The following is a 25,789-nucleotide window of genomic DNA, read 5'->3' as shown; positions in this document are numbered from 1 at the left end:
GTCTGCTCTTCGTTATCATGTCTTAATTCGTTCAAATCGTTTTGCCTCCAGGTCTAATTTTAATCCAGGGACGACCGCTATCCCATTCTACATCAACAGGAATATCATAGGTGGCCAAGATCATTTCTTTGGTTAATACTTCTTCTTTCGGTCCGGAACCAGCTAGCTTACCGTCGCGAATTAAAGCAACATGTGTAAAAAGCGGGACAATTTCTTCCACATGATGAGTTACATATACAACGGAGACATTACGTTGTCTCAGCTTGTCTACTTCAGCCAGCATTTTTTCTCTTTCGTACAGATCAAGACCTGCACAAGGCTCGTCCATAATCAGTAGTTTGGGGTCAGCCATAAGACATCTTGCCAGCATTGCTTTTTTTCGCTCTCCCTGTGACAAGGTTCCAAAAGGATGAAGTGCCATATTGCCCAGATTCATATCCTCTAGCAAGCGGATTGCCTTCTCCTTCACTTCGTGTGGAATGCTCTCGTAGAAACGCAAATAAGCGTAAGCTCCTGTAGCTACAACCTCCCACACCGGATCATTTAAAGACATTTTCTCCATTAAGGAAGGACCAATATAACCAATCTCTTTACGAACCTCGCGTAAATCACATTGACCATATTTATTCCCCAATACCTCAACAGTTCCTTTGCTAGGGAATAAATAACCTGTCATAATCTCCAAAATTGTTGTTTTGCCCGAACCATTTCGTCCCAAAATGACCCAGTTTTCGCCTTCCTTCACTTCTAACGATACATCGTCCAAGATTAGGCTTTCTTCTCTGCGCAGAGATAAATGTTGTAATGAAATGATCATGATATAACACTCCTTATGTATTCCAGAATCCGCTCAACTGAAACCATTGAATAATAAATATGCGGATTCTCTATCCGGTCAGCAGAAGCCACAAGTAGAGCAGGGACACTGGTAATACGGTATTTTTGGACCAGATTAGGCAACATGTTCACATTTCCGGCAACCATTTGGAGTTCAGCAGGCAATAGATGTGCCGCTACTTCCAACATGCGTTCTGTAGCCTTACAGGTACCACACAGCGGAGTATGCAAAAATACTACCAGCGGTTCTCCAGGTCTCGTGAGTATCTCCAGTAAATCCGCTTCATTCATTTCCTTCATTTCAGCCCCGTCTCCCCAGCGATATCATAAAGCTTATCAGAACTTAGGGGACCATTAAACAAGATCATCCCCTCAGGTTTAGCCGCGTATAAGATTTCATACATTTCTTTTCTCCCTAAAACACTGGAGGTGTGTAGATAGATTTCACGGGGGTACAGTCCTTCCAGAACAATCCGTCTAGCCACTTCCCCACCAGAATAATCATCCGGTCCCATATCATAATCTAACGATAAAATACCAACCTCACACTCACGCAGCATCAGAAGACATTCTTCTGTTGTCCTGGCTAAAGCAAATCCAAGCGGACCTTTACGGAGATCGTCCATATAGATATGAGTCACTTTCTAGCCCCCGCTTCAAACCAACTGCGAACAGTAGCTATTTCATTCCGATGACTGCCATCTGAACCCTTTTCAGTTTCCAAAACAACAGATTTTTTACGTAATGGATCAGAAGTTATTAAGCGCTTAAGACCCTCTTCGCCGATATAACCTTTTCCTATTCCAGCATGCCGGTCCCGTCTCGAATCAAAGGGAAACTTAGAATCATTTAGATGAACAGCTACAAGATGCGGCCAAAATCCAAGCTGGTTTCCTCGTTCAAGCAAGTCTTCCGTATGCTCAGGATTCCAAATTCCCGCCGCAAAAGCATGACAGGTATCCAGACAAAATCCAATCTTCTCGGGAAACTGGCTAAGCTCACGAACCTTCACCAATTCTTCAAGTGTAATCCCTTCGGTACCATGGTTGCCCGCTTGATTCTCGATTAGCAGCTTGGCGTTACCTTCCCAGGACTCCAGCGTCTCATTCATACATTGTATAATATTTTGATAGCCTTGTAACGACTCCATTCCAGCAAAATGTCCAAAATGAACAACAATGCCTAAGGAACCGCAGGCTTCAGCAATTTCCAGATCATTAAGTAGGGAGTCTACATACACCTTTCGAGGGGTAGCGTCATCCCTATTCGCAGCCATATTGATTGCATAAGGGGTGTGGGCGATAGAGGTGATCCCTTTTTCTTGGCAAAAGAGTGCACAATCCCTTGTATCTCGAATATCAACCGTCTTTAACTTCAGACTGCGCGGATTTTTCGGAAAATATTGAAAACTTGTTGCACCGCTCTCCCAAGCAAATCGGGCAGCTCTCCCATATCCACCACGAATGCTGACATGAGCCCCTATTTTGGGTTTAGGCTTCATGCTGACAGTCTGGGCAAAAAAATACTTTGCGTCCAGACAGCTCTGTTTTGATAATCGTTCCCCCATCGCGTAGGCAGGGTTCGCCCTCACGGTCATAGACTTTACATTGATCATTATAAGAGCCCGTAACCGTATCACCGGTCATAAATGGCATTTCCATGTATCCGCCAATCTCTGTCGCATCAGTCAATACTTTTTGAATGCTTTGATACAGGCGGGAAATGGCTTCAGGTGATAAATTTTGTACTAAAACTGAAGGCAGAAGCCCTGCGTCAAAAGCAATCTCATCCGCATAACAATTTCCAATACCCGCCATTACATGCTGATTCACTAACAGACTTTTTAACGCACCACGCCGCCCTTTTAATATTCCTGCAAAACGTTCCGGCGTCATCCGTCGATCCAGCAGCTCAGGTCCAAGCTTACCCATCGTTGCTTCGCTTTCCTTCACGGATACTAAATGTAAGAACCCTAACCGCAGGCCCATAAAATAAAGGATCTGATCACCAAATGCGATTTCTACTTGCGTATTACGATCCGGCCGCTCTTCTTCTGAACCATAAAAAAGCAATCCACCCAGCATTAAATGTAATAGTAATCTTCGTCCATCATGGAGATGAAACAAAATGTACTTGGCACGCCGCTCTACAAAAACAACACGCGCACCGATCAAGGCATTAATGAAAGCTTCTGTTTCCATGTTAATTGTTTTTTCTCTGTTCACAATTACATTAGTTATCGGAACATTTATAATACGCTGGCTAAGCAGCTGTCTATAATTCTCCATTTCCGGCAATTCTGGCATACTCATCGTCCCCTCTAAGTTGGTGAAGTAATAAGACCCTAGCTATTATACACCGAGAAACATTTTAAGTTCAGCTAAATCGGCACATATTTCATCGGGAGTGATCCCTGTGATGCTTTTATAGTGCTCCAGGTTCTCTGTAGTGGTTAAACCGGTAAGAACAAGGATTGTACGACAGCCCGCATTAACACCGGCAGCGATATCCGTACGCATATTATCCCCAACAACAGCAGCATGTTCAGGTTGAATGTTCAGAAGATCTGTCGCATATTTGATCAGGTGGGATTCAGGTTTACCGATCACTACTGGCTTCACTCCACTGGCAGCCTCAATTGCTGCACCAATCGTACCCGCACCCGGCATAACCCCATCATCTGATGGTAACATTAAATCTGGATTGGTGAGCACAAACTTTGCCCCGCTCAAAATCCAACGCGAAGCTTGAGCTAACGAAGCATAATTAAAAGAACGATCGATACCTTGCACCACATAATCAGGGGATTCTGTGACGATTTGGAGCCCTGCCTCAACGCAAGCCATACGCAGTCCCTCTTCTCCAAGTATCGCCACTGTAGCCCCAGGTGATTCCTCAGCTATGTAACGTGCGGCTGCCATAGAAGAGGTACATACCTCCTCAGGTTTCGCCTCAATTCCCATTCCACTTAAGTGGGCAGCAACGTTAGCTGCCGTACGCGATGAGTTATTAGTAACAAATAAAAAAGGGATATCCGCTTCACGAAGAGCTTTTATCAGCAGATCAGCACCGGGAATCATTTTATGCCCATGGTACAATGTACCATCTAGATCAATCAATAATCCTTCAATTTGTTCCATCACTAACCCCTCAGTTTCCACAATAAATTTAATTAATATAATAAATAAATAATAGTATTAACAAACTCGTAGCCTTTGCCCTGCTTGGATTTACAGAAAAACTCAATCCCTTTAGGTGGAAGATATCACCTACTGATTTTCGGCAATATGTCCAGCCATTCGTTCGTCTTTTACTCCGTGATTACTTTAAATCTAACACACTTCGTCGAATGAAATCGAACAACCGTCCCATCCAGCATTTTTTAGCATAGCACTGTCATTTCCTGCGCTTTCCCGGAAAATAATCATTCCCCCTATTGCCCATTTAGTCTGCGAGGTACCGGATATGCATTAAATTCCTCAGCTAATAATGTCTCTGGGAATAGGAGTCCAGCCTCCTCAAGCAAAGGAATTAACTCTTCATGCGAGCTGTAACGAGAACTGAAATGAGTCAGCAACAGCTGTCCTGCTTTGGCTTCTTTTGCTAACTCTGCAGCCTGACGGGCTGTACTATGATGATATTGATACGCCATGTCAGCCAGATCATGGGCGAAGGTTGCTTCATGAACGATAAGGTCTGCATTAAGAGAGAGTTCTAAGGCTCCCGAACAAGGTCTTGTATCTCCAAGGATAGTAACAATACGTCCTCGTTTGGGTTCCCTGACAACATCAACAGCACAGATTCGTACACCTTCATCCGTAACAACATCTTCACCTTTTTTTAATTTCCCATAAATCGGTCCCGGTTTTAAACCATAACTCTTAAGCAATTCCGTATTGAGGCTTCCGGGACTATCCTTTTCCGTTACCCGGTAGCCATAGCTGTCAATCCGGTGCTCAAGTAATGCAGCCTCAACTTTAAAGCTATCATCCTCGAATATAATTCCTCCTGTATGCTCTACAATCTCAATCTTATAAGGAATTCGGGATTGGCTCACAGCTAAGGAGATCTCTAAGTAAGCTTTTAATCCAGGGGGTCCGTACACCGTTAACGGCGCTGTCCCTCCCTGATAACCACGACTTGATAATAGACCTGGAAGACCAAATAGGTGATCACCATGCAAGTGGGTAATGAATAGTTTTTCCAGCTTTCCTAGCCGAATCGGTGAACGAAGAACCTGATGTTGTGTACCTTCCCCACAATCGAACATCCAAATACTGCGACGTTCTTCCAGCAGTCTTAATGTAACGGACGTTACATTGCGTTGTAGCGTTGGCACACCTGCATTAGTACCTAAAAAATATAAATCCATTCTTTTTCCTCCCTTCTGCTTATTGGCTCAACCATCTCTTTTCAATTCTAAACGACCTTCTTCCAGCAAAAAACCCCCCAGTTACGGGAGGTTCCGCTGAAAGGGATACAATCCCCTACAGACCAGGTATATAAATGAAAGAATTACAGCTTCTCTACATTAAAATACTGCGCTTCTGGATGGGCAAATACCATAGCCGAAACGGAAGCTTCGGGCTCCATCATAAAGCCTTCTGTAAGGTGAACACCGATATCCTCCGGAGATAACAACTTAAACAGTGGACCTTGATCTTCTAAATCCGGGCATGCAGGATAACCAAATGAAACACGGATTCCTTGGTATCTTGCCCCATGTCTTTGCTTCATCGTCATATCCGCCGGATCCGGGAAACCCCAAGTATCGCGCATCATATGATGGACGCGTTCCGCCAGTCCTTCTGCCACTTCAAGTGCAACCGACTGCAAGGCGTGTGAACGCAGATAATCTCCGCTTTCTTTCAGCTGAGTAGACAATTCACGTACACCGTGACCTGCTGTTACAACTAGGAATCCAACATAGTCCATAATACCACTGTCAACAGGTTTCAAAAAGTCCGCCAAGCACAGATGAGGCTCTACCCCTTGTCTCGGGAAAGTAAAGGTATGCAGGATCTCGGACGTATTCTGTGGATTATACACTATAATATCATTCCCTTGCGATTGTGCAGGGAAGAATTGATACATAGCATGTGGAGTAATGGTACCCTCTAGCATTGCTTGATGGAGAATATCGTCTACGGTACCCTTCAGTTCAACAGTCCGCTGATCTCCAGCAGCTAATTGGGCTTCTACAGAACCCCGTAACCCCAAATGATGACCCAGCAGCATTTGCATATTCACATAGGGGATAATATGCCCCAATGGATAGTTACGCAGTACGTGGCGTTCTAAATCCGGTGGAACAAATACAGGTGCATCTGGAGATATTTTGGAACGCACTGCTCTGGTTAGTTTCGGCAGTTCTTGCTTAGGCGCCACCGCAACCGCTGCTTCTGCCTCCACACGAATTTCCTCGGCAATCTTCTCCCGTTCTTCAGGGTTCATAAGCCGATTGGCAATATCCAGCCCGTCCATAGCGTCCTTAGCATACAATACTAGACCGTCATATTCTGGACGAATACGGGTCTTCGTAAATTTACGGGTCAAAGCTGCGCCGCCAACCATAATCGGAACATCGATACCTGCTGTACGTAAATCCTGAGCGGTGAGGACCATCTGCTGAGCAGATTTCACAAGCAGCCCGGACAATCCTATCGCATCAGCTTTTTCTCGACGGAAGGCTTCGATAATGGTCTCTGGTGGTACTTTTATACCCAAATTAATGATCTGATAACCATTATTAGAGAGGATGATCTCCACTAGATTCTTACCAATATCATGCACGTCCCCTTTTACGGTTGCCAGCATAATTTTCCCTTTAACCGCTGTCTCATCCTTCTGCATAAACTGCTCTAGATGATTGACAGATGCCTTCATCACCTCAGCGCTTTGCAGCACCTCAGCAACAATCAATTCATTATTATTAAATAACCGGCCGACTTCCGACATCCCTGCCATCAGCGGTCCATTGATGATCTCCAGCGGACCAGATTTAGTCAATGCTTCATTAAGGTCAGGAATGAGTCCTTCCTTCGTACCTTCAACCACATAGGAGGCTAAACGCTCTTCAAGTGACAGGTTGGAAATCTTCTCTTTTTTCTCTACTTTTTTACCACGGAAAGCAGCTACAAAAGCAGAAAGCGTCTCATCATTCGTATTATAAATCAGTTCCTCAGCAAGATGACGTTCTTCGGCAGGAATGGAAGCATACCGCTCCACTTTCTCTGTATTTACGATCGCATAATCCAACCCAGCTTTTGTACATTCATAAAGGAATACTGAGTTCAACACTTCACGTCCCGCTTCCGGCAATCCAAAGGAGACGTTGCTGATGCCCAAGATCGTATGAACACCTGGAAGTGCTTCCTTGATCAAACGAATGCCGTCAATCGTTTCTTTTGCTGAACCGATATATTGTTCATCTCCGGTTCCTACAGGGAACACCAATGTGTCAAAAATAAGATCTTCTCCTGCTAAACCGTACTTATTCACTAGCAAGTCATAGGAGCGTTTAGCCACTTCCAGTTTATCTGTCGCCTTAATGGCTTGTCCCGTCTCATCGATGGTACCCACAACAATAGCTGCACCATATTTATGAATGATCGGCGTCACCAGCTCGAATTTTTCTTCACCATCTTCAAGGTTAATGGAGTTAATTATCGCCTTACCTTGACAGTACTGCAAAGCCAAATCGATAACCTTAGGATCGGTAGTATCGATCATCAGGGGTACTTTAACCTTTTTCACAACCAGTTCTAAGAAAAGCTTAATATCTTCAATCTCATCACGGTCAGGGTCTTGTACACACACGTCAATAACCTGTGCCCCACTCTTCACCTGAGCACGGGCAATTTCTGAGGCTTCCTCATATTTACCTTCGACGATAAGACGTTTAAATTTACGAGAGCCAAGTACATTCGTACGTTCACCAACCATGTATGGGCGGTTGTCGTTCTCAATATAGATAGGCTCAATGCCTGAAAGTGCAGGTGGATGATTACCTGTCAGCGGGCGTGGAGGATATTCAGAAAGTGCTTCCTTCATCGCACGGATATGCTCTGGGGTCGTTCCACAGCAACCCCCCGCAATGTTCAGCCACCCTTTTTCGGCAAAGGCTGCAATCTTGCGAGCTAAAGAATCTGGAGATTCATGATAATGTCCGTTCTCATCCGGCAATCCTGCGTTTGGATAACAGCTCACGGCTGCGGAGGAGATCTCCGAAAGCGAACGAATGTGATCCCGCATGAACTCAGGACCAGTCGCACAGTTGAGGCCCATAGAGATAGGCTTCAGATGTTCTAATGAGATATAAAATGCTTCAATATTCTGACCCGCCAATGTAGTACCCATTGGTTCAATTGTTCCTGAAATCATAACCGGCAATGTGATGCCAGTCTTTTCAAAAGCATTACGAATACCAATACTTCCAGCTTTAACGTTAAGTGTATCTTGAGAGGTCTCCAGCAGCAAAACATCTACTTTACCGTCGATCAATGCCACTGCTTGTTCCTCATAGCTATCAACTAACTCTTGGAAAGTAACGCCTCCAGTTACTGAGAGCGTTTTTGTTGTTGGACCCATAGCCCCCACGACGTATCGCGGACGGTCAGGTGTGTCATATTTGTCTACTGCTCTGCGAGCCAACTCTGCTGCCGCTAGATTGATCTCACGTGCCCGCTGAGGAATATCATATTCAGCTAGCACAACAGAGGTTGCACCAAATGTGTTAGTCTCAATGAGATCAGCCCCTGCTTCGAGGTACTGCTCATGAATCGTCTGAATGACTTCTGGACGTGTTAATACCAGCATTTCATTACAGCCGTCCAGCTCATCGCCTCCAAAATCTTCTCCAGTAAGAGGCACCTGTTGGATCATCGTGCCCATTGCGCCATCAAGGATCAAAATCCTTTGTTGTAAGCTTTCCTCAAGTGTATATTTAGCCAACTAATAGCCCCCCCAGTAAAACATTAGAGTAAGTTTAGCAGAATAAAGGAATTTCGAAAAGCCTTCCTTTCCACTCTGCTTTATCTGTTATTGCTCAGTAAGCGTTGCGAACCTTTGAATCATGGTTTCACAGACAGCTCTTTGCTAGGCATAGAGTGCTGTGTCCGGGCTGTCACATGTGAAGTGACATTATATTGTCCTTCCTTTTCAAGGGTCCCTTCTGCTTGATAGACTCCTTTACCAATTAGCTTTCCCTTAAGCTCTATTTTCTGTCCCTCATCATTTTTATTCACAATTTCGAACAGAACCTCTTTTGCATCATCTACTGCCTCGTTATCTTGGGTCACCACAGCTTCAAAGGTTACCTTTTGATTTACAACAACTTCTTCAGGACTCCATTGTAGTTCGACTTTGATAGGTTCCATAGACATGTTCATATTCATGTTATGTATTTCTGAATGCTTGGTTCCATTTGAAGAACATCCACCTAGTACTAGAAGTGTTGCACCTAATAATACAGCGACTAATTTCTTCGATCTCATCATTCGGAGCCCTCCCAATCATTATCGAATAATAAAAATCTACCAATTCATGTTATACATCTCCATCTATTATACACATTATTATTGGTTTTTCAGTATTTTGCATCAATTCCGCATTAGTCTTGTGACTTAAATCATTTACTTAAAAATCTAATGAAATCCTTATGTTAGTATGTATGTACAGAAAAGCAGCGAGTTTCTTAGGATCTCAGAAACTCGCTGCTTTTATAAAGTCTTTATGTTGGAGCTAATAGCTCTGTATATCTTACAAGGATTGAACTAGTGGAAGAAGTTCCTCAAGGTGATTGATTTCATGATCCGGATGAATATCAAGACTAGGTGCTCTACCTTTTCTATTAATCCAGACCGTGGTCAACCCTGCTGCCAGCCCCCCACGGATATCCGTTGTCAGCTTATCGCCGACCATAACCGCTTGCTCAGGCGTTACATCAAGAAGCTCTAAAGCATGCAGGAAAATTTCCTTATCCGGTTTGCCTTTACCAAAGCTTCCGGAAATCACAATATGATCAAAGAAAGGAATTAACTCGGGCACACCATCTAGTTTCTCTTGTTGCAGTGCAGGACAGCCGTTCGTAAGTAGCAGAAGCTTCACTTGACCCCGTAACTGCTCCAGTACATGCATTGTTTCTTCATAGATGTATGGACGTTTTCTGCGCTCTGCTGCGAATTTAGTTGCCAAGGTCTCAGCTAGTGCTTCGTCTTCCACCCCTAACGCTGCAAGTCCGCGACGCCAAGACTCTTTACGATATACCGGTGCAAGCTGCTCCAATTGACGGAATTCTGGCTGTTCACCTGCCGTAAAGTTAGCCCAGAGTGCTTCATATGGATTAATTCCGATCATCTTTGTAAATGGGAACGTCTCATAAGATTCATATAAGCTACTTGCTTCCTTACGAACTGCAACTTCTAGTTCTTGTGGATCGATCGTATCCCCGGCGGCTTCACAAGCAGAACGAAATGCTTCTTCGACGCTCCGATCATCCCACAGCAATGTATCATCAAGGTCAAATAGTACAGCAGAAATTGGCATTACAGGTCTCCCTCTCCCTTTAACTGGTCTAGTTCTATTCGTGAACTACTTCAATGTTGTGAGCTTTAGCAAATGCTTCTAATCGTGTACTCATCGCATTAGTATCATAGCGATTCATAAGTTTTGTGAAAATCCATTTCGTACGTTTCCCTTTATGCTTAATGACTACAGCTCCACGCGAAAGGGTGATTTTCTCAATATCTGCAGCTGGAAGTCCGCGTTCGCGATTGAATTTAATAGTGGACAGTCTTGCTTTTTCCACCTTCAAGTACGGACGACGGAAGAACAATAGCGCTGCCAGCAAATAGTACAGTACTACTCCCAGCCAATTAGCCAGCATGCCATTACCTTTGGCCTGATCAATAGAACCAACTACCCAAAACATAGTGCCAAGTATCACTAACACTACCGGAAATGCAATGTTGCGACCTTTAAAGACTTCGGCATTCTGGGTAGGAGATTTAGAGGCATAAATCGTATCCTTGCCTTGCTTCTTTCTTTGCTTGTTGATTTGCTGTGTGTTGCGTTGAACCATTCTTTCCCAAGAACGGGCCATGTGCGTTCCCCCTAGTCATCCTGAAATATCTATGAAAAGGAACAGCGAGCTAATGTTTAAGCCCCTTGTTACCTTGTTCATGCTCATCGTTATCTACCACTTCAATAGTATTTAATTGTGCTCGGAAGTTATTGCGGATATTCCCCAGGTAAATTTCACGAAGCTTGGCGCGTTCCGCCACTTCCTCTTGATTAAGGCCTACGCTCTTCTGTTTGCGTGCCAATTCGTTAATTCGCGCGACCAACTCATCAATATTCAATACTTTCCCTCCCCCTATAAATTAATTCTAACTCTGCCATGAGAAAAAGAGCTTGTCAAGGTCTACTCCCTGCAAGCTCTACTGGTCATTCTATTATGTTCTCAGAAAATTAATAAATAGGTAAAGTAAGTATGTCTCCAGCGTTAATTTGACTACTCTTAATCCCACTTGAACGTTTAATTCCTTCTATATAAACAACTGTCTTCATATCAGCTGGTTTATTCTTAAGGGCAATACTCCATAGTGTATCTCCACGTTCAACCACAATCCGCTTCTCTTCCTTCATTATAGTCGTCGATCCTGCAAATACATTTCCCACTACTGTTAGGCCAGATAATACTAGCACGAAAATCAATATTAACTTAATAAAGAAATCTTGACGGAACAACGAAATCATCCCTCCAAGCAAACGTTCCGTTATCTCTTTCACCTTAGCGGAATTACGGGCAACGTCATTATGTCCTATAGATTCAACCACTGGGGCCTTATCGTAGATGCTGCGGTATGTACTGTATTTTAGCATAATCATCATCCTCCAAACACTTGTTCTTACTTTCGAATTTATAATAACACGAACATGTGTTTTGTTCAATACTATTTCAGAACAATTGTTCTCTTTTTTTCGAGAGACTCAAGCGGTTCATTTTATTATCATTTGTCTACCATTTTTTAACTCTAGCAGATTAATATTTATAATAGTTAGAACTTATGTTTGTGCGAACGGTAGTTCTATGTTATAATTTTCCCAAACATTACTATATGGGGTTGATTCCAATGTCAAAGATTTCAAGTCGCCAGCTGGCGATCCTGGAATTTATACGAAGCGAAGTCCGCAGCAAGGGTTATCCACCTTCCGTCCGGGAAATTGGAGAAGCTGTTGGCCTTGCTTCCAGCTCCACAGTTCACGGTCATTTGGACCGGCTTGAGAAGAAGGGACTTATTCGTCGAGATCCAACGAAGCCACGTGCAATAGAATTACTAGGCCAAGAGGATTCAGAGAATGTTCACCAATTCGCGCAGACCATCTCACGGATTCCTGTCGTAGGTAAAGTTACCGCCGGGGTACCTATCACTGCTACAGAGAATATCGAAGACTACTTCCCACTTCCTACTCACTATGTAGGTGACAACAAAGTATTTATGCTGTCTGTCATGGGTGATAGTATGGTGGACGCAGGCATTATGAATGGTGACTATGTGATTGTTCGCCAACAACAAACAGCGGACAACGGAGATATCGTTGTAGCCATGACCGAAGAAGATGAAGCAACCGTTAAGACCTTTTACAAGGAACGTGATCATATACGGCTTCAGCCGGAGAATCCAGCTTATGAGCCGCTTCGCCTTAATCGCGTAACTATTCTCGGAAGAGTCATCGGATTGTTTCGAGATATCCACTAAGTATGCACTTCTAACATAAAAGGCTGGTCCGCATATGCGGAACAGCCTTTTTTCTACGTTTTTTTGCTTTTCCAACCACTTACGAACATTTGTTCCCAATGGCTAAAATGGCCATTTTCTATGAATAACCCTTTAGGCGTTCTGCTCATATCCTAATTAGAAAGGAGTGTTGCGTATAATGCCCAACTACCGAATTATTGTAGATCTGACCCAACGAATGTTATATCTTCTGGACAATGATATTGTGATTAGAGGTTTCCCTGTCGGCATCGGTAAGATGTTAACCCAATCCCCAGTGGGTGAATTCACTATTATTAACAAACAACCCGACCCAGGGGGTCCCTTCGGTGTGTTTTGGATGGGACTGTCTAAACCACACTACGGAATTCATGGAAACAATGACCCTTCCTCCATTGGGAAAGAGGTGTCCCACGGCTGCATCCGGATGTACAACGAGGATGTGTTAGCACTCGCTGCTATTGTCCCTATAGGCACACGAGTAACGATAAGAAATTAAATTCGAATGGAGGCTCGGCAACCCCCAAATCACATTAAAAAATGGGGGTCATTACATAAGTAAGTATTTTTTCATTAGCATACTAGGAGTTTGGTGATTATATGTCGAATATTGTTAACAGGATTGCAAATTGAAAAGGATGTGTTTAGTTTGAATAATTCAAAAATTAGAACCCTCGTCGATTTTAAAGTCGATGCACTGGGTAAGCTGTCCGGTTTACTTTTAAATGATGAACAAGCTAGTGGAAAAAAAGTGAATTTGCTCACCTCTTTTGGCAGCATTCAGGGAATCGTCTCTCCAACCGTCTCCAACAAAGAGGATGTATTTGATTTAAAATCTTTGATGGATGATGTAATTGTAGACGAATACATATCTTATTTGGGAGCAGAACACCCTGATAAAAATTTCAGCTATAACTTTGTTGTCCTCAATGACGTTACTGTAAGACCTTATGCTAGTTATGGGACTCCGATCGAATACAAACAGCTGATTGTTTATACCGATCATATCACTGCCTTCAATTTTCTATAGGTTTACATAATCACCTTAAAAAGCACTCTTGCAGCAACCCCAAATTTTGCATCATTTGCAGAATCGGAAGGTTTCTCTGGGTGCTTTTTTTGGGTTAATCGTGAAGTCGATCCTATAATTCCACGAATTTCCCTTTTAAAAGATACTAGTGGAGATCATTCAGGCATATCTTTCAATAAGCAACAATTTGAGTCTAATGAGATAACTAGGAGGTGTGATTATATGCTGATTATCTTGATGTACTTATTTGCTATTTTAGGAGTTGTTTTAATTCTAAGTGCCGCCATTATAAAATTGAAAACGCTATCTGCTTCATCTGAAATTTCTATGCTAGTTAATGCGACCTCATCTTTTAACATCAGCTTCACCAAAACATTCATTCCCCCCAATCAATCTCACTTGATCGCACTTAACGAGCCTAATAAAAAATTGGCAATCGGTACCAAAAATCCGAAGAGTAACAAAAAAGCAGTAGCAAAGCTATACTCTTTTGATAATGTAATGGGATCCGAGATTGTGGTTAACGCACTCACCCTTTCAAAAGTCTCCAAAAGACATCAAAACAGCAAAACTACTGCAACAAGTGCAGATATTAACGTCCTTAAGGAAGCTGATGAAGAAGCTAATGTGATTGAAGAGCTTACGCTTAAAATATATATGAACAGCAAAGAAACGCCTGTGTATTGTATCTCCTTCTTGCCGGGTTTATTGCCTATTCGACAATCCGACAACCAGTACAAGGAAGCTTTCTCCCAAGTACAGCAATTGCATGCACTGTTCAGGTCAATCGTCTCTGAATAATTAAGTTGCTTTTTGCGCAATAAGATGTGTGAATTATTTTTCGCAAAAACCTTTGATGTAGACACCATATCGCCATACCCTCATTTGTTTTCGACATAGAAAAATCTAAAGTTGCACACTAAACCCATCAAACTGGTGAATGCCCGTACCATGTGCTACTACCTTTTGCTCACGTAACTCACGAACTGCCTTTTTGACCTCTTGTAAAATAGATGGATCTAAACCCAGTGTATTATGAGAACCGAATACTTGGGTAACTCCTGGAATTTCCGTAATCTTTTCTAAGGATGCCACTAAATCAACCGGACTAGTCGAAGGGTAAAAGGCATAGATTGGCGTAACGTCATACAATAAATCACCTGTAAACAGATATCCGTTGGCATGATCAAAAAGGCTGATATGACCTGGCGAATGACCTGGTGTGTGGTAAATTTCTATTTTGCGCCCGCCTATGTCGAGCACATCCCCTTCTTGTAAAAGAGCTGTTGGTTTCCCTTGAAAAGGTATGTAGGTGTTAGGATCAAAGGTTTCAGGAACAGGAAGGGTGATGTCCCGGCTCATATCTGTTCGAATCTGGGCAAGGGACAAGCCTTTTATTCCGTTAATCAGCCAATCCTCATCCGCTTTATGAACATAGATTGTCTCGAATTGCCCATGACTGCCAATATGATCTGCATGCACATGCGTAGTTATGACAGCGATAGGTAAATCCGTTAACTGGTCCGTTATTCTTTTTATATTATCAATACCTAATCCCGTATCAATTAACGCGGCTTGTTTTTGCCCCAAGAGTAAAAAAGAATGCACCTTTTCCCAATGTCCATATTCACTGATTGCATAGGTGGTCGGATCAATTTCAGTTACTGTAAACCAACGATCTTTAATCAATTACACTCCCCCATTCCATTTTTCCCTTACATGCTCTTCTCCCTTACAATAATCCGCCTGTTCATCTGCTTGATAGATTTCTTGATAGGGCAAAATGTTGATTTTGCCTGAGTCTGGATATTCGCAAACATCTATTCCCTGATTCGTTCGGAGATCCAGATACCTGCATGGTGCATCGGAATGATTATAAAGCTGGTGCGCCCCTTCCGGTCCCATTTCAAAAAATATTACATCCCCTTCAGTAACCTCCGTAAAACCCTCGGGTGTTCTTAACATCGCTTTTCCCGCTAAAATCACAAATATTTCTTCAGCATTTCTATGAAAATGATAAGGAAAAGAATATTTATCAGGATCTAAAGATCTGATATCAAAAACTAAATGCTTGGAGCCCACCATTTCAGCTAACCTTTCACTCGTATGCCAAGCAAACTCTGGGATCGGGGACTGTTTTTGTGTAAAAGAGACCGTATTTTCATTAAAAATCTTCACCATCTGCAACACTCCTCCTTATGTTGTGCGTTCATTTACAACAAATAAAGAATCCCAGCTACAGCTAATGAAATAAGACCACCTAAAGCGGACCAATTCGCTACTTTGTTTTTAGCTTTACGGTCTTGCTTAGATTCCGAATAAGAGTTACCTCTTTGTTGTGTACCTGTCGTGAAGGCTCCAACACATATACCTGAAATTATAAAGAAGCCCAATCCTATGTAAATAAAAATTTGCATGAACTTACTCCTTCCCAGGAAAGAATTAGTAATCTATATATAAGATATTTTAACATTAAATCCCTCTACTACGTGCCATGACTTTCGGACCCAGATGACGCTATTTGCTAATTTTGAGCCTTTGAAGCATGGTTTCGGACTCCAGTGACGTTATTCCTAAGGATGAGGCTCATATTGAGTGTTTTTAATGCTAATAGCGACTATGGAGTCCTTTAGTATCCCAAATGTGGGGTAAAGCTTCGTATAAGGTCTGCTGGATCCTATAGCAGGCTCATACGCGAAATTTGCAACCTCAGCAAACGAAAATTGGCGTTCGAATGAAGTAAGGTACCAAAAAGAAGAAGAAGTGTGCCAACAACCATTTTTTTGATTATGGTTATGGCACACCCCTTCTACTCCGCACAACTCCTTCGGCTCTGATCACACTTAATTCCTTTCAAGTTCAAGTGTTGCCAGTGAAACCATCACCCAAGGTGCAAACTTATTCGACGAATCCCCCTTAGGATTGTGTATCCGAAAAAGAAAAGCTTCCCCCGCCTGATTCTTCCAGACCATATAATCTTCTATCCCTTTATCACCGGTTGCCTGCAGATATAGTTCAGCAAAACCTAGAGGATGTTCAATTAGTTCCCCGCTATGGTCGTTGGCTTTGCCAATTGCAGAAAGCTCGGTTTGTCCCTGCTGCTTCAAAGCTGTGAGATCGTAATCGGCAGGTAAGTGTTTAATTTCGGCATAATAGGTTGGATCCTCAGTTAATGATAAACGACCAGACTGTGAGTCTAGTGTGAAATCCTGAAAAACATACAGGGAATATCCATCACCTTGCTCAAGTGTACCTTCTTGCCCTGAGACCCCTCCCTCCTGTTCACCAAATGCTTTGGTCTTTGGCCGATCGGATACTAGAGGATCAGTGGCCTCCGGACTGGCGGACTCCTGCACCTCCATAGAAGGAGTAGCAGAAGGTTCAGGAGTGCTTGTAGCTTCAACAACTGGCATTGTCGCTGCATTTGATGCTGTAGGTTTTGCCTCGTCTGTTGTTTTATTGTTACTACATGCACCGAGAATTGAGGAAGACAGAAGAATACTAGTAACTGTAGTTAGTAATATTTTTTTCATTACGCACCTCCTTATTACTATATTAGTTATTACCCACATGAGTGACGTGTCCTCTTATTCTTCAAACCTTTTCTTCATTTTTATTGCTACGGATTGAAAAATTTCAAACAATCGACTCGTTCTTATTAACAGCTATGGAGTTGTGCTCGAAATTCAAATTGTTCCCGGACGATTCGGGCACCTACTATCTTAATTAATGCCACCAGATTCCATAAAGTGACCCATGAGATCTTAGTTCTTCTCGGTTTCATAAGGTTAATTGGACTGAGCAAGAGCAAGGTAGACGACACATCAATTAAGTAAAACAAATTCCACAAAACACTTTACTTAACACATTTTCAGAAAAAAATTAAATAGCGACTCACAGCAATAAGGAAAACCAATTGTGCGCAAACGTCGATAAGGTATCTTTCACCTGCTCGTTTTGCTGAGCAATTTACTAGAAAATCTATTTCTTACCGTCCACTTTTTTGACTTTGGTCTAATTAAGAAAAAGTAAGAAGTGAGATCATACTCATACAATCAGTTAGCGAGCATATGATTGTTGATAGAATACTTATAAATTATTGGAGGTTTTGCTAATGTATATGGTGTATCCTTATTGGTTCAGATCTCAATTTGCCCCCATTTGGGCAACTTCAACTCAAGAGGCTCTTGAATTAATGAGGACTTCAGTCCAAGGTGAACGAAATGACGAACTTTTTTATGACCAACTCATTCAACTTGCTCCGAATAAAGAACAAGCTGAAGTTATTACTTCTATTCGGAATGATGAACGTGGGCATAATCTTATGTTTCGACAAATGTACAGAGAATTGACAGGACATGAAGTGACAGGAGTTAGCGACGAAGTCCCTGAACAAGTTAATTCGTATAACAATGGTTTGCAAAAAGCCTTTCAAGGTGAATTGTCAGCGGTTGAAAAATATCGAAAGATATGGTTCGGTCTTCCGTATGGCGTTTATAAGGATACTTTATATGGCATTATTCTCGATGAGCAAAAGCATGCAGCGAAGTATAATAATTTATTGATACTAAATTCAGCTGCAAATCAGTAGTCATTGTATCGACTGCCCTTCAGAAATCACAACTTTACTTTCTTAATATTAAGCGTGTCCCCTCTGCCTTCTCTCGAGTGCAAATGTAAGTCTTATCTTGTACCTGTGTCATGACGGCGCCTTCCCTAACACGTTGAACTCATCCACATTCTCGATCCAATCAAATGTCCCGCCCACGATGTGTGTGAAAGATGCGTCAGCTCTATCCATACCACCATTATTCCCCGCATTTCTTTCTGATACTTCGTATATGATCGAACGTTTACTTTCCAACTGTCGAACTATGGTCTGCAGCACAATTCCTCAAAAACCATATTCTTTGCCCTCATCCTAATAATCCACTTTTCGCTATACAGCTAAGCTAGATGGTGTTAAGCCTTCTGGCTTTTTTACATTTTAGTCAAGAACGAATTCAAAGGTAACGCATGCTTTGGATTCGCCTTTGAATTGATTATCGATAACGAAACATACGAGTGAAATTTATCAAAAGTTGCCGAGCTCGCAATTCAAAAACTCAATCATTTGACTGAGTCATAGCATTCTCCATTATAAGAGGCTAAGAAGTTTCACCTGTCGCGAAAATGGCTTGTCCCAAGTTGGAGAGCATTCTTATAGTCCAATTCATAAAATCGTTTAGCCAGCTTATTACCCCTTTCAAGCTTTGGAATAACACGTTTAGGTCATGGTAGCATAAGAATCACAGCGCACATACACACATATTTCAAAGAAAATAAATGAAAGCAGTATGGAGAAATTTGAAGCTCATATGAGAAGTATCCTCGAATGATCACTACATTTTTTGGGGGCATTACGGGGGCGTCCATAAACCTCTACAATATCTCCTATTCTTACCCCCACACACAAAAAAAAACTCAACACCAAAGGCGTAGAGGGTTTAAAGGTTCTAGTAAAGCGTCATATATTGGTTTCTTTCCCACTCGTGAACCGAGTCCGGTTTACAGTTTGCCCTTTTTATATTGGTCTGAATAGTACCTAATTCCGTTAAAATAAAGGGTTCTCTGAGAAAACGATTACGGATTTCATTGTCTTCCTTCTATTATTTGTGAGCATTTTGTGGGCGTTTATGTGTGCAGGAAATATAGCCCAATTTTCAATCAGAAGAGGTACTACAAATGCAATTGAAGATTTCAATCTAGGGAATAGAATCCAGAATATCGCTATCTTAAAAGTGGCTTGAAAATCGTATTGGGAGAATCATCGCCGTTAAAATTAACTTTAGATATCGGATAACCATCGCTAATTGGCTTCGTTCCGGAATCATTGGTGGATGTATCATAGGATCCATTGCCTCCGTGAGGGAAGAAATTTAATGTATGAACAAAAACCCTGCTACCATCATGGTCAGCAAGGTTTTATTATGACGCTTACTCGTAGAGTTGATTACAGATAAAACAAAATTTTTTGAGCAATAAAAGAGCAGTTCAGGTTATCCCTGTGATGACTCTTCTATATCACTGACGAGGCGATTTTCACAATCGTATTAGCTAGGTGTCTCATTGAGCTATCGTTCTCCGTTAGTTGAATCCACCCGTGGAATGTAAAACTTGGCCGGTAATCCACTCCCCATCATCGGTGGCTAAGAATGCAACCAGACGAGCTGCATCCTTAGGCAATCCTACTCTACCTGTTACAAATTGCTTAGATAACTGCTGTCGTAGGTCAGGAGTCATCCAGCCGGTGTCTGTGGGTCCAGGATTTATCGCATTTACGGTGATGCCTTTCGGACCCACCTCTGCTGCAAAAGTTCGTGTGAAAGCATCTATTGCCCCTTTCGTTGTGGCATACGAGATTTCACCAGCCATGGGGCCTAGTGATTGGCCCGATGTCATATTAATAACTCGACCACCTGCCGATTGCGTAAACCGTCTAGCGAATTCCACACTAAGCATAGTTACCGCCCTAACATTAATTGCGTAGTGTGCATCCAAAGACTCTGGGGTAATCGTGGTTAAGTCATCGTTAACCGAATAACAAGCATTGTTAACAAGAATGGAAGGTTCTCCTAGCTTCTGCTCAACGTTATTTAATAAATCCACAAAGCTTTCAGGTGCAGAAAGATCCATCATTAGGTGTTCGCAACGAACGCCCATGGAACGTATTTCCTCACAAAGTTGCTTTTGCTCCTCGTTATTGCTACCCCAGGGCATCTGTTGATCGTAACTAACCCAGTGTGTAAAAAATACATCAGCGCCTAGATAGGCCAACTCTTTGCACACTGCAGCACCGATTCCTGTGCTGCGACTTGCACCTGTTACTATTGCGATTCGACCTGTTAATCTGCCAAGTGTAGTATTCATGGGTCTTTTCTCTCCTTTTTATTTTGAAGTCGCATTAAACTGCGGTGACTATTGTGCAAATCTGCCCGTTACTTCAATGAAAACAGCAGGCTACCGTAGCGCCTGCTCATTAATGTGTATTATTCTACTAAAGTTCCCGTTAGCTCAATAGTCTTATGTTTTAATTAGAGTCGCTGCTTATAGTTGTGAGGCTTGCCGAACACCTAACGCAGTGACGTCCCGACGGGCTTAGGGGGCTGGATGTGGTCACTCGCTTCTCAGAGTGACCCGGAGCGTCAATATGGTATTAGTCGAAGGAAGTTCTGGAAGCAGCCATTGTATTTAAGGCGTTCTCAAAATAGCTATATACTTCATCTGCAATTCCCAGAAACTCTTCAACAAGTACATTACTATCCAAGTAACAAGCATACAGATAATCAACTAAAGCGGAGTCAATCTCACAATAGTTTAATATGGCATTCTTCATCTTAATAATGTCATCTTGCCATACACCTGTATCTTCTAAAACCAAAGAGTATAATGCACGAATTAATCTCTTAGAGTAACCTTTAATATATCTAATTTTCATTGTGTTATCACTAGCATTAGAAAGTAAACTATGTATACGATCTACTTCCTCCTTGGTCTCTGTATTTAAGTCTAAAATGAACTCTGGAGAAATAATTATCGGTGATACTTTTTCACCAACGTCATGACCATATATGCAAACACAAATTATCTTTACCCAAAAACCCCACTCATTTGGTTTACTTAATACATCGTCAATCGAGCAAATTATCGTATCAATCTTAGTTACTATTGGATATTCTTCCAAAAGCCTGTCTTTAATATTTGACAATCTTTCGTAATCAATATCTTTGGGATTTACACATACAATAGTAAAGTCTGCATCTGACTTAAAAGGTTTAGCAGTTCCTTTTGGAATCGAGCCACACATATAAATGCTATGAATCTTACCTTTGAATTCGGTAAGTATATTATCTATATACTTATCAACAAAATCTTTATATTCACTTTGTATTTCAATTCTATTTATAACTTTTTCTAATATCATATAGACTCCTCCTAAACTAAGAACTTCTTTCGGCTAACGCCTTTTTGCGAACTTCGTAAATTCGTCATGACTTAAGTTATTCGCGAAATCATTCAACTATCCTGCCCAGTTAGCTTAATAAGGGATAAGTGAAAATGTATTCTGATAGACTACTCCAAGAATCAAACATTGGGGTATTTATTTTTTATGAAAAGAATTTTTGTTTCAAGCTTCATGTCACTTTTCTTATTATTGATGCCTGTACTTGCTGAGGCACATCCAGGACGCACAGATGCAAATGGGGTTCATTATTGCCGCACAAATTGCGCAAAGTGGGGACTGGAAAACGGAGAATACCATTACCACAACGGTGGAGGTTCAGATTCTAAACCGGCTGCCACATTTGTAAGACGTTAGATTTTTCAGCTGAGGATGAAGCAACTCTATTCGGAGATACAAAAACGTTTAATTCGCAACGAACGATAAAAATTAGTCAATCTATCATTAGCGATCTAAAGCAACACATTAAATATCAGAACCAAAATAAATTAGCTTGGAAGGGTTCCTATAGAGATGATGGAAACTTCATGCCAAAGTCTTCTTTATTCAATTCTTTTTCGCGAATTTTGAAACGTATTGGTCTCCCGGCGATGCCGATTCATTCTCTTCGTCACACTCATGCTGTTCTTTTACTTGAGGCTGGTAACGATATGAAGTATGTACAAGAACGTTTAGGTCACGGTAGTATGAGAATCACAGCGAACATATACACACATATTTCAAAGAAAATAAATGAAAGCAGCATGGATAAATTTGAAGCTCATATGAGAAGTATCCTCGAATGATCACTACATTTTTTGGGGGCATTACGGGGGCGTTCATAAACCTCTACAATATCTCCTATCCTTACCCCTACAGAAAAAAACCCTCAACGCTTAGAGCGCCAAGGGTTGATGTAACTAGTAAAGTGTCATGTATTGGTTTCTTTCCCACTCATGAACTTGTGTCCGGTAGATATCCCATTCGATTTCTTTCAGCTCGTAGAAGTGAGCCAGCGCATGTTCGCCGAGAGCTTCGGTAATTACATGGCTGCGGATCATTTCGCTTAGCGCTTCTTTCAAATCGGATGGCAAGCTTGGGATGCCTTCTTCAATACGCTCTTCCTCAGACATCACATAGATGTTACGGTCAATTGGAGCTGGAAGATCAAGCTTACGCTTAATTCCGTCTAGCCCTGCTTTCAACATAACAGCAAGTGCGAGGTATGGGTTAGCTGCCGGGTCCGGGTTACGAACTTCAACACGTGTGCTAAGCCCTCTCGAAGCCGGGATACGAATCATCGGGCTACGGTTACTTGCAGACCAAGCTACGTAACAAGGTGCTTCATAACCAGGAACAAGGCGTTTGTAAGAGTTCACTGTTGGGTTAGTAATCGCTGCAAAAGCACGAGCGTGCTTCAAAATACCAGCCATATAATAACGTGCAGTTTTGCTCAGACCTAGCTTGTCACTTTCATCGTAGAACATGTTTTCTTTGCCATTAAACAAGGATTGGTGAGCGTGCATACCAGATCCGTTAATACCAAACAATGGTTTAGGCATAAAAGTTGCATGCAAGCCATGTTGACGGGCAACCGTCTTCACAACGAGCTTAAAGGTTTGAATTTGGTCAGCAGAAGTGATCGCGTCAGCATATTTGAAATCAATTTCATGCTGGCCGGAAGCCACTTCATGGTGAGAAGCTTCGATTTCAAAGCCCATTTCTTCAAGGGTCAATACGATTTCACGACGGCAGTTTTCCCCTAAGTCTGTAGGAGCTAAGTCGAAATAACCACCTTGGTCATTCAATTCTGTAGTTGGGTTACCTCTTTCGTCTGTTTTGAACAAGAAGAATTCAGGTTCAGGTCCAACATTCATCGCTGTAAAGCCCATTTCTTCGGCTTCCTTCAGACAACGCTTCAGGATACCACGTGGGTCTCCAGCAAATGGAGTACCATCCGGCATATACACGTCACAAATCAGACGTGCAACACGGCTATCAGTCACCCAAGGGAAGATTACCCAAGTATCAAGGTCTGGGAAGAGATACATATCGGATTCTTCAATCCGTACATAACCTTCGATGGAGGAACCATCAAACATCATTTTGTTGTCGAGTGCTTTTTCCAATTGGCTAACCGGAATCTCTACATTCTTGATAGTACCTAACAGATCTGTAAATTGCAGACGAATGAAACGAACATTCTCTTCCTTGGCAATGCGTAAAATATCCTCTTTAGAAAAGCTCACGTGATCCTCTCCCTTTCAAAACTCTGTATATTATTATTTATTAAAAAACCGGGATAACTCACCTTGAATAAGCGATACCTGTCCCGGTCTTTTACCGGAAACTAGTTCTTGCTTCAGCAAACGGTGAAGCTGCGAATCTGATAGCTCTCTACGTCTAACCTCTGTGTCAGGGGTAATCACAGTAGCTTCTTCGGATTCCTTCGAGACTGGGTTCATTACTTGCTTGATGCCAGCAATGTTAACACCCTTTTCAATCAAGGCCTTAATTTCTAATAGGCGCTCAACATCATTAAAAGAGAACAAACGTTGATTCCCAGAGGTACGTGCAGGTACGATCAGACTATGCTGTTCATAATAACGAATTTGTCTTGCAGATAAATCAGTTAACTTCATTACAATTCCAATAGGAAATAATGCCATATTTCTGCGGATTTCATCACCCATGACTCATCCAACCTTCCAATGATCTTTTTCTGATCTCATTGTACATTTCCTAATACAGCGTGTCAATGGTGTGTAAGATTTTCTGACAGTAATTTTCGATCACGCATACTTTGGAGTGCCATCAAAACGCCATATTTGACATGGGAGTAGGTTAATCCCCCTTGCATATAGCCAATATAAGGCGCACGGATAGGCGCATCTGCCGATAACTCTAAGCTACCACCTTGTATAAACGTACCTGCCGCCATGATGACAGGATGTTCATATCCCGGCATATCCCATGGTTCTGGAACTACATGGCTGTCTACCGCCGCAGCACGTTGAATTCCCTGCACGAAGGCAATCAAGTGATCCGGTCCATCAAAGGAAACCGCCTGAATCAAATCTGTACGAGGTTCATTCCACGCTGGTTTCGTCTCAAACCCGCAGCGCTGAAATACAGCTGCCGCAAAAATACTGCCTTTAAGGGCTTGTCCAACTGTATGCGGAGCCATGAATAGGCCTTGGTATAACCCGCGGGTAGTTCCTAACATTGCGCCTACCTCGCCACCGATACCAGGAGCTGTAAGACGGTACGCTGTAAGCTCTACTAGATCTCTGCGCCCACAGATGTATCCACCCGTCTCAGCAATTCCACCACCAGGATTTTTAATTAATGAACCCGCTACTAAATCCACTCCAACCTGCGGAGGCTCAAGCTCTTCAGTAAACTCACCATAGCAATTATCAACGAACACAATAACATCCGGTTTCAATGACTTCACTCTCGCTGTCATGTCACCTATTTCGGCTACTGTGAAGGAAGCACGCCAATCATAACCACGCGATCTTTGGATTCCAATTACTTTAGTTTTCTCATTGATAGAGAGAGTTACCTCTTCCCAATCAATCTTACCCTCTGATGTAAGGGCAACTTCCCGATATGTAATTCCGAAGTCTGCGAGTGAGCCTGTCCCATCTCCTGCTTGGCCAATCACCTTGTGTAAGGTATCGTACGGACGACCTGTGATGTATAAAAGCTCGTCTCCTGGTCGCAGCACACCAAAGAGGGCTGTTGAAATGGTATGTGTTCCTGAAGCAAAATGCGGGCGCACCAAGGCTGATTCCGCACCAAAAACGTCAGCATAGACAAGATCCAGCACTTCGCGTCCACGGTCGTTGTAAGCATACCCCGTTGAACCCGCAAAATGATAATCACTGACCTGATGACGTTGAAACGCTTCAATAACCTTCCATTGATTCTTATCGACAATTCGATCAAGAGCTTTGACTGCACCTTCGATTTCAACTTCTGCGGACTCTGCCGCTCCTAAAATATCTTCTGCAAAAACTGCCATTAGTTCTTATTCGCTCCTTACATTTACTTGCCATCATAATGACAGAAAGCGACAGTTGCCTGACGCTTTTTGTCATTAGCTATTATTTTATACCTATACAACAAGCATTTCCACTTTAGGGGAACAAAGAA

28 protein-coding genes and 2 pseudogenes are annotated in these 25,789 nt (G+C 42.3%); 7 read left to right on the top strand and 23 right to left on the bottom strand.

Annotation, left to right across the window (positions count from 1 at the left end; all coding sequences use genetic code 11):
- Positions 1-31: 31 nt before the first annotated feature.
- The 13 genes from MHH63_RS10690 to MHH63_RS10630 all read right to left on the bottom strand — a co-directional run bounded on the left by MHH63_RS10690 (position 32) and on the right by MHH63_RS10630 (position 11,721).
- Positions 32-817: an ABC transporter ATP-binding protein gene (locus MHH63_RS10690; protein WP_282579836.1), complete on the bottom strand. Its 786-nt coding sequence runs from the start codon at positions 815-817 to the stop codon at positions 32-34.
- Positions 814-1,137 carry a thioredoxin family protein gene (locus tag MHH63_RS10685; protein WP_076184431.1) on the bottom strand — a complete coding sequence of 108 codons (324 nt, stop codon included), beginning with the start codon at positions 1,135-1,137 and terminating at the stop codon, positions 814-816. The genes MHH63_RS10690 and MHH63_RS10685 overlap by 4 nt, the downstream gene beginning before the upstream one ends.
- Positions 1,134-1,478: a cyclic-phosphate processing receiver domain-containing protein gene (locus MHH63_RS10680; protein ID WP_076184432.1), complete on the bottom strand. Its 345-nt coding sequence runs from the start codon at positions 1,476-1,478 to the stop codon at positions 1,134-1,136. The genes MHH63_RS10685 and MHH63_RS10680 overlap by 4 nt, the downstream gene beginning before the upstream one ends.
- The gene (locus MHH63_RS10675) at positions 1,475-2,338 is read right to left on the bottom strand and encodes a deoxyribonuclease IV (protein WP_341171481.1); all 864 of its coding nucleotides are present in this window, start codon (positions 2,336-2,338) and stop codon (positions 1,475-1,477) included. Before MHH63_RS10675 ends, MHH63_RS10680 begins: the two co-directional genes overlap by 4 nt.
- On the bottom strand, positions 2,328-3,143 hold the full coding sequence (locus tag MHH63_RS10670; protein WP_076309786.1) for an Fpg/Nei family DNA glycosylase: 816 nt from the start codon (positions 3,141-3,143) through the stop codon (positions 2,328-2,330). Before MHH63_RS10670 ends, MHH63_RS10675 begins: the two co-directional genes overlap by 11 nt.
- A 45-nt stretch (positions 3,144-3,188) precedes the next feature.
- On the bottom strand, positions 3,189-3,977 hold the full coding sequence (locus tag MHH63_RS10665; protein ID WP_341171480.1) for a TIGR01457 family HAD-type hydrolase: 789 nt from the start codon (positions 3,975-3,977) through the stop codon (positions 3,189-3,191).
- Between the two features lie 293 nt (positions 3,978-4,270).
- Positions 4,271-5,209 (bottom strand): ribonuclease Z, encoded by a 939-nt coding sequence (gene rnz / locus MHH63_RS10660; protein WP_341143171.1) that lies wholly within the window; start codon positions 5,207-5,209, stop codon positions 4,271-4,273.
- Positions 5,210-5,352: 143 nt separating this feature from the next.
- Positions 5,353-8,730 carry a methionine synthase gene (gene metH / locus MHH63_RS10655; RefSeq protein ID WP_370511261.1) on the bottom strand — a complete coding sequence of 1,126 codons (3,378 nt, stop codon included), beginning with the start codon at positions 8,728-8,730 and terminating at the stop codon, positions 5,353-5,355.
- 179 nt (positions 8,731-8,909) lie between these two features.
- Positions 8,910-9,335, bottom strand: a complete 426-nt coding sequence (locus MHH63_RS10650) for a FixH family protein (protein WP_038571571.1) — start codon at positions 9,333-9,335, stop codon at positions 8,910-8,912.
- Positions 9,336-9,597: 262 nt separating this feature from the next.
- Positions 9,598-10,383, bottom strand: a complete 786-nt coding sequence (locus MHH63_RS10645) for an HAD family hydrolase (protein WP_036687714.1) — start codon at positions 10,381-10,383, stop codon at positions 9,598-9,600.
- Positions 10,384-10,417: 34 nt separating this feature from the next.
- A complete protein-coding gene (locus MHH63_RS10640) occupies positions 10,418-10,939 on the bottom strand; it encodes a hypothetical protein (RefSeq protein ID WP_076128411.1) in 522 nt (173 codons plus the stop codon).
- Between the two features lie 49 nt (positions 10,940-10,988).
- Positions 10,989-11,198, bottom strand: a complete 210-nt coding sequence (locus MHH63_RS10635; protein WP_036687717.1) for a DUF896 domain-containing protein — start codon at positions 11,196-11,198, stop codon at positions 10,989-10,991.
- 109 nt (positions 11,199-11,307) lie between these two features.
- On the bottom strand, positions 11,308-11,721 hold the full coding sequence (locus MHH63_RS10630; protein ID WP_076128409.1) for a LysM peptidoglycan-binding domain-containing protein: 414 nt from the start codon (positions 11,719-11,721) through the stop codon (positions 11,308-11,310).
- A gap of 251 nt (positions 11,722-11,972) precedes the next feature.
- Between MHH63_RS10630 and lexA the strand changes: the two genes are divergently transcribed.
- From lexA to MHH63_RS10610, 4 genes are all read left to right on the top strand, one after another.
- Positions 11,973-12,599: a transcriptional repressor LexA gene (gene lexA, locus MHH63_RS10625; RefSeq protein WP_036687720.1), complete on the top strand. Its 627-nt coding sequence runs from the start codon at positions 11,973-11,975 to the stop codon at positions 12,597-12,599.
- A gap of 178 nt (positions 12,600-12,777) precedes the next feature.
- Entirely contained in the window at positions 12,778-13,116 is a 339-nt protein-coding gene (locus MHH63_RS10620) for a L,D-transpeptidase (RefSeq protein ID WP_076128407.1), read from the top strand.
- A gap of 150 nt (positions 13,117-13,266) precedes the next feature.
- Positions 13,267-13,647 carry a hypothetical protein gene (locus MHH63_RS10615; RefSeq protein ID WP_139329870.1) on the top strand — a complete coding sequence of 127 codons (381 nt, stop codon included), beginning with the start codon at positions 13,267-13,269 and terminating at the stop codon, positions 13,645-13,647.
- A gap of 222 nt (positions 13,648-13,869) precedes the next feature.
- The gene (locus tag MHH63_RS10610; RefSeq protein ID WP_076279303.1) at positions 13,870-14,448 is read left to right on the top strand and encodes a hypothetical protein; all 579 of its coding nucleotides are present in this window, start codon (positions 13,870-13,872) and stop codon (positions 14,446-14,448) included.
- A 105-nt stretch (positions 14,449-14,553) separates the two neighbouring features.
- Here MHH63_RS10610 and MHH63_RS10605 read toward each other — a convergent pair whose 3' ends face one another.
- The 4 genes from MHH63_RS10605 to MHH63_RS10590 all read right to left on the bottom strand — a co-directional run bounded on the left by MHH63_RS10605 (position 14,554) and on the right by MHH63_RS10590 (position 17,180).
- The gene (locus tag MHH63_RS10605) at positions 14,554-15,336 is read right to left on the bottom strand and encodes an MBL fold metallo-hydrolase (protein WP_341171479.1); all 783 of its coding nucleotides are present in this window, start codon (positions 15,334-15,336) and stop codon (positions 14,554-14,556) included.
- Positions 15,337-15,825: a cupin domain-containing protein gene (locus tag MHH63_RS10600; RefSeq protein WP_179086810.1), complete on the bottom strand. Its 489-nt coding sequence runs from the start codon at positions 15,823-15,825 to the stop codon at positions 15,337-15,339.
- Positions 15,826-15,860: 35 nt separating this feature from the next.
- On the bottom strand, positions 15,861-16,064 hold the full coding sequence (locus tag MHH63_RS10595; protein ID WP_341171478.1) for a DUF5316 domain-containing protein: 204 nt from the start codon (positions 16,062-16,064) through the stop codon (positions 15,861-15,863).
- A gap of 426 nt (positions 16,065-16,490) precedes the next feature.
- Positions 16,491-17,180: a hypothetical protein gene (locus MHH63_RS10590; RefSeq protein WP_341164763.1), complete on the bottom strand. Its 690-nt coding sequence runs from the start codon at positions 17,178-17,180 to the stop codon at positions 16,491-16,493.
- Between the two features lie 581 nt (positions 17,181-17,761).
- Between MHH63_RS10590 and MHH63_RS10585 the strand changes: the two genes are divergently transcribed.
- A complete protein-coding gene (locus MHH63_RS10585) occupies positions 17,762-18,238 on the top strand; it encodes a ferritin-like domain-containing protein (protein ID WP_339187305.1) in 477 nt (158 codons plus the stop codon).
- A gap of 108 nt (positions 18,239-18,346) precedes the next feature.
- Here MHH63_RS10585 and MHH63_RS10580 read toward each other — a convergent pair whose 3' ends face one another.
- The 3 genes from MHH63_RS10580 to MHH63_RS10570 all read right to left on the bottom strand — a co-directional run bounded on the left by MHH63_RS10580 (position 18,347) and on the right by MHH63_RS10570 (position 21,610).
- On the bottom strand, positions 18,347-18,511 hold the full coding sequence (locus MHH63_RS10580) for a hypothetical protein (protein ID WP_175619958.1): 165 nt from the start codon (positions 18,509-18,511) through the stop codon (positions 18,347-18,349).
- Positions 18,512-19,773: 1,262 nt separating this feature from the next.
- The gene (locus tag MHH63_RS10575) at positions 19,774-20,556 is read right to left on the bottom strand and encodes an SDR family oxidoreductase (protein ID WP_339168158.1); all 783 of its coding nucleotides are present in this window, start codon (positions 20,554-20,556) and stop codon (positions 19,774-19,776) included.
- A gap of 286 nt (positions 20,557-20,842) precedes the next feature.
- Positions 20,843-21,610 carry a nucleotidyltransferase domain-containing protein gene (locus tag MHH63_RS10570; protein WP_341171477.1) on the bottom strand — a complete coding sequence of 256 codons (768 nt, stop codon included), beginning with the start codon at positions 21,608-21,610 and terminating at the stop codon, positions 20,843-20,845.
- Positions 21,611-21,823: 213 nt separating this feature from the next.
- Here MHH63_RS10570 and MHH63_RS10565 point away from each other — a divergent pair.
- Positions 21,824-21,976: pseudogene (locus MHH63_RS10565) on the top strand (YHYH domain-containing protein); the annotation flags it as partial.
- A gap of 14 nt (positions 21,977-21,990) precedes the next feature.
- Positions 21,991-22,434: pseudogene (locus tag MHH63_RS10560) on the top strand (site-specific integrase); the annotation flags it as partial.
- A gap of 114 nt (positions 22,435-22,548) precedes the next feature.
- Here the strand turns inward: MHH63_RS10560 and glnA are convergent.
- The 3 genes from glnA to MHH63_RS10545 all read right to left on the bottom strand — a co-directional run bounded on the left by glnA (position 22,549) and on the right by MHH63_RS10545 (position 25,658).
- Positions 22,549-23,877, bottom strand: coding sequence for a type I glutamate--ammonia ligase (glnA, locus tag MHH63_RS10555; protein ID WP_036687730.1), 1,329 nt, complete (start codon positions 23,875-23,877; stop codon positions 22,549-22,551).
- A 33-nt stretch (positions 23,878-23,910) separates the two neighbouring features.
- A complete protein-coding gene (locus MHH63_RS10550) occupies positions 23,911-24,321 on the bottom strand; it encodes a MerR family transcriptional regulator (RefSeq protein ID WP_019910684.1) in 411 nt (136 codons plus the stop codon).
- Between the two features lie 62 nt (positions 24,322-24,383).
- The gene (locus MHH63_RS10545; RefSeq protein WP_076184443.1) at positions 24,384-25,658 is read right to left on the bottom strand and encodes a methionine gamma-lyase family protein; all 1,275 of its coding nucleotides are present in this window, start codon (positions 25,656-25,658) and stop codon (positions 24,384-24,386) included.
- Between the last annotated feature and the right edge of the window lie 131 nt (positions 25,659-25,789).

Origin of the sequence: Paenibacillus sp. FSL H3-0310 (assembly GCF_038002785.1) — a bacterium.
Classification (GTDB): Bacteria; Bacillota; Bacilli; order Paenibacillales; family Paenibacillaceae; genus Paenibacillus_AQ; species Paenibacillus_AQ odorifer.
The sequence above is the reverse complement of the archived record's forward strand: the minus strand, read 5'-3'. Positions and strand labels throughout refer to the sequence as shown.